The sequence below is a fragment of the Vibrio hepatarius genome, assembly GCF_001274785.1.
Classification (GTDB): Bacteria; Pseudomonadota; Gammaproteobacteria; order Enterobacterales; family Vibrionaceae; genus Vibrio; species Vibrio hepatarius.
Window position 1 is genome coordinate 156,093 of record NZ_LHPI01000012.1, and the last position, 14,291, is coordinate 170,383.

Genomic DNA, 14,291 nt, shown 5'->3' on the forward strand with positions numbered 1-14,291 from the left:
ATAGCCAATGGGTTAAAGCACATCAGGAAGGCAATATGGAAGTCATCCACCACGGTGGTAAAGATACTGTTACAGGCTCATGCCATGAACTACGAGCAGGCAGACAAACAATTCTGATCGATTGCGGATTGTTTCAAGGCGTTGACGACAGACCACTTGAAATCGACTTCACCACGAGTCTGATTGACGCCCTACTGCTCACGCATACCCACATCGACCATATCGGTCGCTTGCCTTGGTTACTCGCCTCCGGATTTAACCAACCGATCTATTGCAGCGCGGCAACCGCCGAGCTCGTACCTTTGATGCTCGAAGACGGTTTGAAAATACAGCAAGGTTTAACCTCACGCGAAGCAGCGCATGTTATTAAAAGCATCACCAAGCTGATTCATGCCAAGAGTTATGGTGAATGGTTTGCCCTACCCTCAAAGATTTCTGAGCAACCACAATCTGACACGCTTTACGCGCGATTTCAGCCAGCTGGGCATATCTTAGGGTCCGCTTACGTTGAGATTCGCTTGCCAAACCAAGAGGTCGTGGTCTTTTCTGGTGACTTAGGTCCGAGCAACACTCCACTACTGCCCGATCCTGTTTCTCCTCAGCGGGCGGACTACTTGTACATTGAATCCACTTATGGCGATGCAGAACACGAAGACATTGCTGCGCGGGGAGAGCGCCTAAAAGCCATCATTGACCGCTCATTAGCGGACGGCGGCACGATTTTGATTCCTGCGTTCAGTGTCGGTAGAACGCAAGAGCTGCTATTTGATATTGAACAGTTGGTTTTCACTCACCAACTCGACGCCAATCTGCCGATCATTCTCGACTCACCAATGGCGCAAAAAGTGACCGAATCCTACCGGCACTTCAAACAACTTTGGGGGCAAGAAGCCAAACAGCGCTTGAGTATGAAACGCCACCCTTTAGCCTTTGATCAATGTGTCACGGTTGATGACCATCGCAGCCACTTAAAGTTGGTCAATCGTTTGAAGTCAACGGGGGAAGCGGCGATCGTGGTTGCTGCTTCGGGAATGTGTCAGGGCGGGCGGATTATGGATTACCTTAAAGCTTTGCTGCCAGACGAGCGGACCGACCTGTTGATTGCTGGCTACCAAGCCGAAGGGACACTGGGGAAAGAAATCCAATCAGGCGCAATGCTGGTTGAAATCGACAATGAAGAAGTGGAAGTCAACGCCCGAATCCATACGATGTCCGGCTACTCAGCGCACGCTGATAAACACGACTTACTGCGCTTTATTCAAGGCATCGCGGACAAACCTAAAGCCATCCATTTGATCCATGGAGAGCCTGAAACCCAGCAACGTTTTGCCGCAGAGCTTCGCCAACTTGGTTATCACGTTGAAGAGTAAAGTATACGAAACGATCCTGCTGATATTTGATATCAGCAGGAACTCAGAGCGAGATTACCACTTCGCTTCTTTCATATGGACTTGCGCGCCAAGCTCTAGGCTAAAATCGGAAGCGAGTTCGGGATAGTATTCACTCATCGCATCGATGAGTGCCGCGCTGTTTTTACTGCTGTTTTTTGCCGAGACAAAACGTTCAATCCAAGTGTGCGTGTAGCTGATGTTGCTCGCGTCCAGTTTGCCAGATGCTGTCATGTGGCCTGGGACAACAAATTTTGGCTTAAGGGATTGCATCTCTTCCAACTGCGCCAACCAAGCGTCAACCTCGGCGTCACTTTGGGTATCTGCCATCCAAACATGCATCCCTTCAACAATACCAACGTTGCCTAAAATTGCCTTTTCACTCGGCACCCACAAGTATGGTCGATGTGCCAACACGCCTTGTGTACCACGGATTTCGATTTTCGCATCATCCACCATCAAACTATCTGCTTTTAGTACCTCAGGCAGTTTTGGATTTTGCGGTGCGTTTAAACCCATTTTCGGTCCCCAAAAACTGATTTTCTTTTCTAGTTTTTTAGCGATCGCTTCACGTACCGCCGCCGTAGTCACGACGTGTGCTTCAGGGAAAATCTCCAGCAGTTGTGACGCACCAAAATAGTAGTCTGGATCCGCTTGGCTAATAAAAATCGTTTTTAGAGGCTTACCCGCATCAAGCACTTTTGCTGCAATACGCAGTGCGTCAGCGCGAGTAAAGCCAGTGTCGATCAGCAGGCTTTCTGTCTCGCCGACGACCAAAGTCGAGGTAACGTTAAAGCTGTGTTCATCCGCGTTATAGACGTCAAAGGTTAAGTCCGTTTTCGCCATCGCCGCAGTAGAGGTCGCCATTAATAAAGCTAGTGTAGTTAGCGCTTTCATTTGTTTATTCCTAATCATGTTGTGTGCTGTAAGCGCATAGTAGAGGGTGGATTTATTTCGAAAAAGAGCCTATTGTTTTCATCATTATTTCATAATTCGAACATATCGATGGATAGACTCACTGCAGTGAAAGTGCTGCTGGATGTAGCACAGACCGAAAGCTTTACCGCGACATCAGAGCGCTTAGACATCTCTCGGCCTATGGTAACCCGAAACGTCGAAGCGGTTGAAAACTGGCTTGGCGCGCGGCTGTTGCAACGAACAACCCGTAAGGTATCGCTCACCAGTGTTGGGGAGCAAATGCTGCCAGAGTTACAGCGCTGGGTGGAGCAAGCCCTGCTGATTGAAGAGAATCTGATGCCGAAACAAAGCCTACAAGGTTTCGTTCGTATTTCGGTCAGTATGTCGTTTGGCTTTTCGATGTTGATGCCAGCGTTGCAACAATTCCGCCAGCAATATCCGGGCATCAAGATCGATATCGACGCTCAGGACCGCGCGGTCGATATGGTCAGTGAGCGCATCGATTTGGCGATTCGTACTACCAATGACCCTGACCCAGCATTGGTCGGGCGCTGCTTTGCGATTTGCCACTCTAAACTGGTTGCATCTCCAGAATACTTGGCGTCGCATCCAGAGATCGCCCACCCAACAGACTTAACCAAGCACCGCTGTTTGGGTTACAAAAACTTTGGCCGCCATGTTTGGCAATTGACCAAAGGTGAACAAAAACACGATGTGGAAGTGTCGTGTGATATTAGCGCCAATGAAGCAACGGTATTACTGCACGGCTCAATTGCTGGGCTGGGCGTTTCGATGCAACCGGAATACTTGGCTGATGAAAAAATTGCACGCGGCGAGCTCAACTGGGTACTACCCGATTGGCAGCTCACCAGCTTAAAAATGTATCTACTTTATCCCTCGCGAAAACACTTAGCTCATCCAGTCCGAGCACTGATCGACTTTCTCGTCCAATATTTTAAGATGGATTAAGAATCCGTTTTGTTTGTGTTAGGCTAATTTTAATGCTGTAAAAAATGGAACACTGTTATGGATAACAACACACCTAAACTTTCACTTAGAACAATCGAAGCCAGTGATTATCCCGAGCTTGCTCAGCTCATGGACTTGGTGTTTCACGACGTGGGTGGCTCTTGGCCACGAATGACCATTATGGATTTGATCCACCAGTTTCCTGATGGACAAATATGCATTGAAGATAATGGAAAAATTGTTGGCGCGGCGCTGACAATCAAAGTCGATTACAACCGTTTCTCCCTGCCCCATGTCTACACCGATATCATTACCGAGAACAACGTCATCCAAAACCAAGTGACTGGCGATGCGATGTACGGACTGGATGTTTTTGTTCACCCAGATTACCGCGGTTTGCGTTTGGGCCGACGCCTGTACGATGCGCGTAAAGAGCTGTGTCGTAGCAAAAACTTCAAAGCGATTCTCGCTGGCGGACGCATTCCTAATTACCATAAACACGCCGACGAACTCAGCGTGACCGAGTACATTGAGAAAGTAAAACGCCGCGAGTTGCACGACCCAATCTTGTCTTTCCAGCTCGCCAATGACTTTGACGTTAAACGCTTAATGCGCGGTTACTTGCCAGAAGACGACTCGTCACAAGGCTACGCGACGCTGTTGGAATGGGATAATTTCTTCTATGAAGAAGACATCACCTCGGTTCACGATATCGAAAAGACACTGGTGCGTATCGGTGTTGTCCAGTGGCAAATGCGTGCGATGCACAACCTCGATGATTTAATGGACCAAGCCGAGTTCTTTGTTTCATCACTCTCCAACTACAAAGCGGACTTCGCCCTGTTTCCGGAATTCTTCAATGCACCACTGATGGGGATGAAGAATGGGCAAAACTCGGTAGAAGCGATCCGCTTTTTGGCCGAATTTAGCGAAGACATCAAAAACCGTTTCTCGCAGATGGCGGTGACTTACAACATCAATATCATTGCGGGCAGCGTGCCAGTGTTTGAAGACGGTAAGTTGTATAACGTTTCTTACTTGTTGCAGCGCGATGGCAGCATTGATGCGCAGTACAAAATCCACATCACGCCTCACGAACAGAGAGACTGGGTGATCGACGGCGGCGACAATGTCAAAGTATTCGATACCGATGCTGGTCGTGTCGGCATTCTGATTTGTTACGACAGCGAGTTCCCAGAACTCGGACGAATGATGGCAGAGCAAGACGTGCAAATCATCTTTGTGCCATTCTGGACCGATACCAAAAACGGCTATCAACGGGTTCGAATCTGCTCTCAGGCGCGCGCGATTGAAAACGAATGTTATGTCGCGATTGGCGGAAGCGTTGGCAACTTGCCGCGTGTAGACAACGTCGATATTCAATACGCTCAATCAGCGGTATTTTCTCCGTCAGATATCTATTTCCCACACGATGCGACGCTCACGGAAGCCAGTGCCAACACCGAGATGATCATCTTTGCCGATGTCGACCTGACCAAGCTAAAGCAGCTTAATACCGAAGGTTCGGTCACCAACCTTAAACACCGTCGAAAGGACATTTACGGAGAGTTCATCCGCTCAGATAGCTCGGAGTGAACGAGAAAATAAACAGCAAATCGCCAGCCCTTGAGGCTGGCGATTGTATTGGCGTTCGAGATAACTACAGCGCTAATTTAAGCGCTTAACGCTTGTTCTAGATCCGCAAGAATATCGTCAATGTGCTCGATGCCCACCGACAGACGAATCATCTCTGGTGATACGCCTGCTTGACGCTGTTCATCTTCGCTTAGCTGACGGTGAGTGGTTGACGCAGGGTGACAAGCCAATGACTTCGCATCGCCGATATTCACAAGGCGTTTGAAGATCTGCAGCGCATCGTAGAAACGTACCCCAGCATCATAACCGCCTTTCAAGCCAAACGATAAGATCGCTGAAGGCTTACCCTGCATGTATTTCTCCGCCAACGGATAGTGCTCTGAAGATGGCAAACCAGCGTAACTTACCCAGCTGACGTTATCGTGCCCGCTGAGGTATTCCGCCACTTTCTGTGCGTTCTCTGTGTGCCTTTCCATGCGCAGCGATAACGTCTCCAGACCTTGCATCAGCATAAACGCATTCATTGGAGACAGCGCCGCGCCAGTGTTGCGTAGTGGCACAGTACGCGCGCGACCAATAAACGCTGCTTCACCAAACGCTTCGGTGTACACCACACCGTGATAAGACGGTTCAGGTTGGTTGAACACAGGGAAACGGTCATTGTGTTGTGCCCACGGGAACTTGCCCGAATCGACGATCACTCCGCCCAATGTCGTACCATGACCGCCAACGTATTTGGTCAATGAATGCACCACAATATCGGCGCCAAATTCAATCGGCTTACACAATACCGGCGTCGCAACCGTATTATCGACGATCACAGGCACGCCCTGCGCATGCGCCAGTTCAGCCACGCGCTCTAAATCGATAATGTTGCCAGCTGGGTTACCGATACTTTCACAGTAAACCGCTTTGGTGTTTTCATCGATAAGCTCAGCCAAGCTCTCCGGTTTATCGTCTTTGGCAAATTTCACCTCAATTCCCTGATTCGGCAACATATGAGCAAACAAGGTGTAAGTGCCACCGTAGAGTTGCGGAGTCGAGACGATGTTGTCCCCTGCCTGAGCCAGAGTCAGGATCGCGTAGTTGATCGCCGCGCTACCTGCACTCACCACCAAACCAGCGATACCGCCTTCTAACGCCGCCATACGTTTTTCTAGCACGTCGTTGGTTGGGTTCATAATGCGAGTGTAGATATTCCCCGGAACTTCGAGGTTAAACAGGTCGGCGCCGTGTTGGGCATTATCAAACTCGTAAGCCACGGTCTGATAGATAGGCGTTGCTACGGCTTTGGTTGTTGGGTCAGTTTCGTAGCCAAAGTGGATCGATAAAGTCTCGTCTTTCATTCGCTTTCCTTGCTTATTATATGCGGGTCGTTGAACTCTTACGTCTATCTACGCTCACGAAGTGCTGCGAGATAAGCGCACGAATCTCTCGACACTATCACAACCAAGTTCCATTTAATTGGACATACAGCACTAAAATCAGTCGATTTATTCACCAAGTGTATCAAAGCAGCGCGCCACCAGATGGCGCGCCGCACAGTTTACCGTTCCACACGTCGCATCTACTTTAGCGCTTGTTTATACTGCCGCCTCAACTTGCCAACCCGATTTAGCTAACTATGAGTGCACCTGTTTATTCTTCGTCTATTTATGATTTTTCTCGATTAAACCTAACGGGTGGAGAGTCCGCTCTTGCTGCATTTATCAATCAGTTTGCGAAAAATGAGCGAGCAAAGTGGCAGAAGAAAGTCGCGTTGCTGCAGGAGCAATTGCAACAACTTCCACATCTATCAGGCAGCTTGTTGTTGAACCTTGAAGCGCCAAGACTGAATACGCGCTGTGATGCGGTGATTCTTTATCGTGGGCTGGTGTTTGTCGTTTGCCTCAATATGGATGCGGCCGACTACTCTGCTGAGTCCATTGAGCAAAGCGACAACCAAGCTCGTAGTTTTAAACAGCATCACCCGATCTGCGCGGATAAATTTATTGTGCCGGTCCTGCTTGCTACTGCAGCGCAACCGCAAGGCTCGGCGATTCATGTTTCGCAAGACCTGGTTGCCGATACTATGTGCGACACGGGAGCGCATTTAGCACTATTGATCGAGCACTTTGCCAATCAATACAAAGCCGATGAAATTACGTTGGAGGATTGGCAACAAGTCAGTTAATACAGACAAACCACCCCAACAAAAAACAGGAAAATTAATTACAATCAAATAATTAAGTTCAGTTAAAGGCGATAAAATAAAACTGTCCATCTGGATAGACCATTTAAACCGTGAGCTTAATGTATACTTCGGCGCAGTTTTAGCTACGTGATTGAAAATATGTTCCTGACACCGTACTTTTCGCAAGAAAACGACCAGTTCCAATTTACCCGCCAACAAGCAAGTCATTTTGCTAAAAAAGTAGCGGGTGACTTTAACCCTATCCACGATGAAGACAGCAAGCGCTTTTGTGTACCTGGCGATCTTCTGTTTGCCGTGTTGCTAAGCAAAGAAGGCATCAGCAAGAAAATGCGTTTTGACTTCTCGGGCATGGTTAACGACGGGGTTGCGTTGTCAGTTGAGAACAAATGCGACAAAGAAAGTGCGCTGGTTGATGCGAATAACAAGGAGTATTTGCACATGTCTCGCGAAGGCGAAGTGAGCCACGATGCAGCGTTCATCGAGCATGTTGTGACCAATTACGTCAAGTTTTCTGGCATGAACTTCCCACACATTATGGTTCCCCTAATGGAAGAACAGCAGATGATGATCAACTGCCAGCGTCCGTTAGTGATTTATGAAAGCATGGAAGTGGAGTTTACACGCTTTGACCTGACCCACCCTGAAGTAGAATTTACTGGCGCGAGCTTTGACGTTGAAGGTAAGCGCGGTGTGGTAACGATGAACTTTGCATTTAAAGAGCAAGGTGAAGTGATCGGTAAAGGCGTTAAACGTATGGTCGCAAGTGGCCTGAAACCTTATGACCAAGCCGCAGTAGACGATCTGGTTGAGCGTTTCCATGCGCGCAAAGAGGCGTTTATGCAGCAGTTTGAAAACGTTGCCTAACGCAGAATATACAAAAAAACAGCCCGCAAATGCGGGCTGTTTTTTTATGCCTATCGGGTAATTAACCCGCTTTCAGTACACTCTGTTCTCTTAACCAATGCTTGAATAGCCGGGTGTGCGGGTTATCAACGTGGGTGATAATAAAGTATCCAGCATTCGCTTTGATTGGCTTTAGCGGTGCGACTAAACGATTTTGTTCTACTTCTTTGCCTAGCAATGCCATACGGGCAAGCGCGATCCCCACCCCAGCTTCGGCCGCTGACATTGCCATGTCGGTTCGGTTAAAGAAGTGCCCTTGATTGGTATTAAAGTCGAGTTCATGCTGCGAGGCCCAATAAAGCCATTCGTAATCCTTAGGCGCACCGTGCCACGGCATTGCATCGTGCAGTAATGTCGTCTTCTTCCAAGTTGCACGATTCTCCGCCAAGTCTGGAAACTGGGCGTAATAACTCGGGCTCATCACTGGCAATAAAGACTCTTCCATCAACAATTCGGCCTCGGCGAATTTGTACGGGATTGGACCATAGTCAATCGCGATATCAAAGTCGCGGCTCTCGCTGTCTACCAATGCACCTTCGGCAAAGGTATGGATCTGGATATCTGGATATTGCTTTTGAAAGTTCTCTAGCCGCGGGACCAACCACTTAAACGCCAGTGACGGCGTCAGCTTCAAGCGGATCTCTTTACTATCCGACACTCGGGTGAGCTGGTAGATATTTTCTTCAATCGCCGCCAAATGATGATTGACCGAGTCCACCAGCTTTTTGCCTCGCTCGGTTAAACGAATCCCGCGAGCATGTCGTTCAAATACAGTAAAACCTAGTCTGTCTTCAATTGCTTGCAACTGTTGGCTGACTGCACCAGTGGTCAAATTTAGCTCTCTCGCCGCGCTGGTTAGGCTGTGGTGACGTGAGACGATACAAATCAGGTTGATGCCATGGAGTAATGCAGATTTCATATAGCTTTTAATTTTTCTAAACAGTGATATTAATTTATATCTATTGTTAACCAGATGTAAATCAATCATGCTTGGCAAAATTTCAAAAGTGTGGAGCTTATTGTGAAAGTTGTCGTATTAGGAAGCGGTGTTGTTGGATTAACCAGTGCTTGGTACTTGCGCCAAGCTGGATGTGAAGTAACTGTGATTGATCGTCAGTCACGTGCAGCGGAAGAAACAAGTTTCGCAAACGCTGGTCAGATCTCGTACGGCTACTCCTCGCCGTGGGCAGCACCAGGCATTCCAACTAAAGCGTTAAAGTGGCTATTGGAAGAGCACGCTCCACTAAAAATCAAGCCATCTCTAAGCCCAGAGCTAATGAGTTGGGCGACAAAGATGCTGTTCAACTGTCAGTTAGACAAGTACCGCATCAACAAAGCTCGTATGTTAACTATTGCTAACCGCAGCCGAGAGTGTTTAGCAGAGTTAAACCAAAAGCATAATCTTCAGTACCAAGGTCGTAAGCAAGGTACGCTACAGATCTTCCGTGATGAAAAGCAGTTGAAAGCGGTAGAGAAAGACATGGCGTTGCTTGAAGAAAGCGGTACACGTTTCCGTCTACTGGATGCAAAAGAGTGTCTAACTCAAGAGCCGGGTCTTGCAAACATTCAGGGTAACCTGGTTGGTGGCCTACACCTACCTGATGACGAAACGGGTGACTGTTACTTGTTCTGTCAGCACCTTCAAGCACTAGCAGAAGAAGCTGGCGTTGAGTTCCTGTTTGAGACCTCAGTAAAGAACTTGAAGCAGCAAAACGGCCGTATCATCGCAGCAGAAACGGATAAAGGTTTGGTAGAAGGCGATACGTTTGTGGTTGCCATGGGCAGCTACTCGAAGCACCTGATGGACTCTTTAGGTATCGATATCCCTGTTTACCCAGTAAAAGGGTACTCATTGACGTTGCCGGTTATCAACGAAGCATTTGCTCCGCAATCAACCATCATGGATGAGACGTACAAGGTTGCCGTTACTCGCTTTGACCAACGTATCCGTGTCGCAGGCACAGCAGAATTAGCAGGCTTTGACGCTGCGTTACCAGATAAGCGTCTGGCAACACTGAACCACGTTGTTAGCAACTTATTCCCAGACGGTGTAGATCTGTCTCAAGCGGATTACTGGACAGGTTTCCGTCCTATGACTCCAGACGGCACTCCAATTATCGGTGCAACACCGATCAGTAACCTGTTCACCAACACTGGTCACGGTACGCTAGGTTGGACAATGGCGTGTGGTTCTGCGGAAATTTTGACCGACGTTGTGACTCAACAAAACAAACAATACGAAGAACTAAGCGCGTTTAGATACCAAAAATAGTAGTAATCGCTAAAGTAAATCGTATAAATAGCATACAAAAGTTCCAATAATAGATAGCGCTGTACATATAATGCGCTATCTATTCGCTCAAATTAACTAGATATCCAAGCATTTCCCTCTACCTCCCACAAATAACTCCGTGTTTTAACATTTCTCTAGCATTCTGTGTCTCAGTTCACGCAAATCAATTAAAAAGCATAAATTCATTAACAGGCAAGTTACAAAAAGGTTAATATTCTGCTCATAAAACAATCACTACAAACACAACAGGGAAAATACTTATGCAGTCTTTAGTTGATTTTCTGAATGGAATCATATGGAGCCCGGTACTGATCTATCTGTGCCTAGGCGCCGGTTTGTTCTACTCAATCATGACTCGTTTCGTTCAAGTTCGTCATTTCACCGAGATGTGGCGTCTACTTCTTTCAGGCAAAAGCTCATCGAAAGGTATCTCATCATTCCAAGCTCTAGCGGTTTCGCTTTCTGGTCGTGTGGGTACTGGTAACATCGCGGGTGTTGCAGCGGCTATCGGTTTCGGTGGTCCAGGTGCAGTATTCTGGATGTGGGTGGTGGCGTTCTTCGGTGCGGCTACAGCATACGCAGAATCAACACTGGCGCAGATCTACAAAGAAGAAGACAACGGCGAATTCCGTGGTGGTCCAGCTTACTACATTGAAAAAGCAATGGGTCAAACTTGGTACGCTTGGGTTTTCGCTATCGCAACTATCTTTGCTTGTGGTTTCCTACTGCCTGGCGTTCAGTCAAACAGTATTGGTAACGCAGTAGAAGCGGCGTTTGGCTCTGGCGCAATGATTGAAACAGCACTGGGTACGTTCAGTTTCGCTAAAATCTTTACTGGTACTGTTATCTCCGTCATTCTAGCGTTCATCATCTTCGGTGGTGTTAAGCGTATCGCGAGCTTCACACAGATCGTAGTACCTTTCATGGCGCTGGCTTACATCATCACTGCATTTGTCATCATCCTACTAAACATCAGCGAAGTACCTCGCGTATTCTCAATGATCGTTGGCGATGCGTTCACGCCAATGGCAGGCTTCGGTGCTGCAATCGGTTGGGGTGTTAAACGTGGTGTTTACTCGAACGAAGCAGGTCAAGGTACAGGTCCTCACGCGGCGGCAGCAGCAAGCGTAGAGCACCCAGCACAACAAGGTCTGGTTCAGTCGTTCTCTATCTACATTGATACGCTATTGGTGTGTTCTGCAACAGCGTTCATGATCATCATCACTGGTGCATACAACGTACACGGCGCTGAAGGTTTCCTAGTTCAGAACGTAGCAGCAGACATTGCAGCAAACGGTCCTGTATTCACCCAGATGGCTATCGAAAGTGCAATGCCAGGTATCGGTAAGCCGTTTATCGCTATCGCACTGTTCTTCTTCGCCTTCACAACCATTCTGGCTTACTACTACATCGCGGAAACAAACGTGGCTTACATCCGTCGTTTCGTGAAAGTAAACGGTCTGATGTTCCTACTGAAAGTTGCTCTTATCGCGGTCGTATTCTACGGCACAGTGAAGACAGCAAACCTAGCTTGGGCTATGGGTGATGTGGGTGTTGGTCTGATGGCTTGGTTGAACATCGTTGGTATTCTGATCATCTTCTTCATGTCTAAACCTGCACTTAAAGCGCTAAAAGACTACGAAGAGCAGCAGAAACAAGGTGTGGAAGAGTACACGTTCAACCCTGTTAAACTAGGCATCAAAGGCGCTGACTACTGGGAAGACAAATACCGTCGTAAGACAGGTAAACAGCCAGAAGCAGAAGCTGAATCAAAGCCTGTAGAGCAACCGTCACTCTAAGCTGATTTGACCTACAACGTCAGTTGTTAGGCAACAACTATAAGAAAAAGCAGTGACCCACTCTAATTAAAACTATGGGTATGAAAAAGGGTTAGCCAATTGGCTAACCCTTTTTTTCACATTCAGTTATTTAGCGGGATAAACCTGATTCCAGTCTTTTGCCATATCAACCACTAGCCAACCTTTTTGCTTTGCTTCATCTAATCCTTTATCTAATCTACCTACCTCGGACTCGCGGTCATATTTCCACTCGCGCTGAGCATCCGTATGGTGAACATACAAAGCTAGACGCGCGCCGTCTCCGGATGTTGTCCACTGCAACATCTGTAAATCACCGTCAGAATTACCAAACGAGGCAATTGGACGCTTACCGATATGTTGATAGATCTGCTGCGGCTTCTCAGCTTTATCATCCACCACTTCGATGCCTGCGGTTCGCTTAACTTGATACTTGCCATCCTCGTTAACGAATTCGGTCGACAAGCGAGTTCCAACGATGCGCTCTGACGGAATACCGTATACATCCGATGCCCACGCGCGCATAAAGGCATTACCGCCACCAGAAACGATAAAGTTCTTAAACTGGTTTTCGTCTAAGTAATCCAGTAGCTCCAACATCGGCTGAAAAACCATATCGGTGTAAGGCAATCCTGTTACCGGGTGCTTCGCCGTTGCAATCCAGACTTTGACGGTCTCGGTAAATTCATCGCTACTCATACCGGTATGGGTTTCTTTGACCATGGTTAACACATCGTCCAACGCCAACTTATCGAGCTGCCCACTTAACACCAATGAGTACGGTTCTTTCTTACTCCACTCTGGGTGTTGTTTCGCTTGTGCCTTTATTTGGTCTAGCGCAAACAAAATCTGAAAGTACATCGGCTTCTCAGACCATAGCGTTCCGTCATTATCAAAAGTGGCGATGCGGTCAGCCGGAGCCACATAGTTTGGTGAGCTACTGTCGGTTACCTGATTCACAAAGCGGATGATCTGTTGTTTAACCTGACCATCATTCCACGATGGTAACGGGTCACTTGTTTGTGCCAACACGGGTAAAGACAGACTAGCGACGACCAGGGCGAATGTTGTTTTGATCTTTGTTTTCATCGATGAGTCACTCGTAGACTAAGGAAATATTTAAGGGAGTGTTAATAATGGATGATTGTTTAAGAAAAAACTCAGAATCGATCACAACAATCACGAAATAAGACGTTTCCTATTTAATACATCCACTTATAGAAAAGGCGAACTCAAGGTTCGCCTTCTTTATTACTCAATTTGTATTTTAGTTGCTGGTTTGCACTTTGAGTTTTTCATCATCGGTAGGACGTTTAGCCCAGTAGCCCGCTAGTAACGAACCCGATAGGTTATGCCAAACAGAGAAAATCGTCCCTGCCACTGCTGAAGCAGGCGTGAAGAATTTCATCGCCAACGCCGTCGCCAATCCTGAATTTTGCAAACCCACTTCAAGCGCTACAGTGCGGCTTATGGTGTGATTAAAACCAAACCAACGGCTGATCCAGTAACCTGATGCCAAACCAATACCGTTATGCAATACAACAGCGAGGGCAACAATTGGACCTATACTCGCCAACTGCTTCGCGTTCAGCGCGACAACGATAGCAATGATCAACACGATAGCCACCATAGAAACCAACGGTAAAATAGGCTCAAGCTTTTCGGTTACTCGGTGCATAAAGACATTCAGCAGTAAACCGACACCAACGGGCAGCAAGACAATCTTGACTAAGCTCATCAGCATCGCCATCACTGGCACATCAATATTCTGACCAGCGAGAAGCTGGACTAGAAACGGAGTTAGCACCACACCACAGAGAGTAGATATCGACGTCATGGTGATCGACAGTGCGACATCACCCTTGGCCAAGTAACAGATGACATTGGACGCGGTACCACCCGCAACACTGCCGACCAATACCATGCCAACGGTAAGAACTGGGTCGAATGCCAATAGCATACTAATCAACAGTGCCGCGCTCGGCATGACGGTGAACTGCAATACCAATCCGATGCCCACCGCTTTTTTATTGCTGAGCACGTTGAGAAAATCTTTCGGTCTGAGCGTTAACCCCATTGCCAGCATGATGATCGTCAATAAAGGCACGATTTGGCTTTTAAGGTCGACAAACGCAGCGGGAGAAAAGTAAGCGAAGGCCGAGAATAGCGCCGCCCACAAAGGAAAGAGTTGAGTGATTGTCCTTAACATAGTG

12 protein-coding genes are annotated in these 14,291 nt (G+C 47.6%); 7 read left to right on the forward strand and 5 right to left on the reverse strand.

The window, feature by feature from the left end; all coding sequences use genetic code 11:
* The first annotated feature begins 35 nt into the window (after positions 1-35).
* A complete protein-coding gene (locus AKJ31_RS13405) occupies positions 36-1,370 on the forward strand; it encodes an MBL fold metallo-hydrolase RNA specificity domain-containing protein (protein WP_053409603.1) in 1,335 nt (444 codons plus the stop codon).
* Between the two features lie 54 nt (positions 1,371-1,424).
* Here the strand turns inward: AKJ31_RS13405 and AKJ31_RS13410 are convergent, their stop codons facing one another.
* Positions 1,425-2,285 carry an MBL fold metallo-hydrolase gene (locus AKJ31_RS13410; protein WP_053409604.1) on the reverse strand — a complete coding sequence of 287 codons (861 nt, stop codon included), beginning with the start codon at positions 2,283-2,285 and terminating at the stop codon, positions 1,425-1,427.
* A gap of 108 nt (positions 2,286-2,393) precedes the next feature.
* Between AKJ31_RS13410 and AKJ31_RS13415 the strand changes: the two genes are divergently transcribed.
* On the forward strand, positions 2,394-3,275 hold the full coding sequence (locus AKJ31_RS13415; protein ID WP_053409605.1) for a LysR family transcriptional regulator: 882 nt from the start codon (positions 2,394-2,396) through the stop codon (positions 3,273-3,275).
* A 57-nt stretch (positions 3,276-3,332) separates the two neighbouring features.
* On the forward strand, positions 3,333-4,871 hold the full coding sequence (locus tag AKJ31_RS13420; protein ID WP_053409606.1) for a bifunctional GNAT family N-acetyltransferase/carbon-nitrogen hydrolase family protein: 1,539 nt from the start codon (positions 3,333-3,335) through the stop codon (positions 4,869-4,871).
* 77 nt (positions 4,872-4,948) lie between these two features.
* Here AKJ31_RS13420 and AKJ31_RS13425 read toward each other — a convergent pair whose 3' ends face one another.
* The gene (locus tag AKJ31_RS13425; protein ID WP_053409607.1) at positions 4,949-6,217 is read right to left on the reverse strand and encodes an O-acetylhomoserine aminocarboxypropyltransferase/cysteine synthase family protein; all 1,269 of its coding nucleotides are present in this window, start codon (positions 6,215-6,217) and stop codon (positions 4,949-4,951) included.
* A 278-nt stretch (positions 6,218-6,495) separates the two neighbouring features.
* Here AKJ31_RS13425 and AKJ31_RS13430 point away from each other — a divergent pair, with 278 nt between their 5' ends.
* Positions 6,496-7,044, forward strand: a complete 549-nt coding sequence (locus AKJ31_RS13430; RefSeq protein ID WP_053409608.1) for a hypothetical protein — start codon at positions 6,496-6,498, stop codon at positions 7,042-7,044.
* Positions 7,045-7,203: 159 nt separating this feature from the next.
* Entirely contained in the window at positions 7,204-7,929 is a 726-nt protein-coding gene (locus AKJ31_RS13435) for a DUF3581 domain-containing protein (protein ID WP_053409609.1), read from the forward strand.
* Positions 7,930-7,990: 61 nt separating this feature from the next.
* On the opposite strand, the gene AKJ31_RS13440 is transcribed toward AKJ31_RS13435, so the two are convergent.
* On the reverse strand, positions 7,991-8,887 hold the full coding sequence (locus tag AKJ31_RS13440; protein ID WP_053409610.1) for a LysR substrate-binding domain-containing protein: 897 nt from the start codon (positions 8,885-8,887) through the stop codon (positions 7,991-7,993).
* 102 nt (positions 8,888-8,989) lie between these two features.
* Between AKJ31_RS13440 and AKJ31_RS13445 the strand changes: the two genes are divergently transcribed.
* Positions 8,990-10,240: a D-amino acid dehydrogenase gene (locus AKJ31_RS13445; protein ID WP_053409611.1), complete on the forward strand. Its 1,251-nt coding sequence runs from the start codon at positions 8,990-8,992 to the stop codon at positions 10,238-10,240.
* Between the two features lie 281 nt (positions 10,241-10,521).
* Positions 10,522-12,060, forward strand: a complete 1,539-nt coding sequence (locus AKJ31_RS13450; protein WP_053409612.1) for an alanine/glycine:cation symporter family protein — start codon at positions 10,522-10,524, stop codon at positions 12,058-12,060.
* Positions 12,061-12,186: 126 nt separating this feature from the next.
* Here AKJ31_RS13450 and AKJ31_RS13455 read toward each other — a convergent pair whose 3' ends face one another.
* Positions 12,187-13,167: an HAD family hydrolase gene (locus AKJ31_RS13455; protein ID WP_053409613.1), complete on the reverse strand. Its 981-nt coding sequence runs from the start codon at positions 13,165-13,167 to the stop codon at positions 12,187-12,189.
* Between the two features lie 178 nt (positions 13,168-13,345).
* A complete protein-coding gene (locus tag AKJ31_RS13460) occupies positions 13,346-14,287 on the reverse strand; it encodes a bile acid:sodium symporter family protein (RefSeq protein ID WP_053409614.1) in 942 nt (313 codons plus the stop codon).
* Positions 14,288-14,291: the final 4 nt, after the last annotated feature.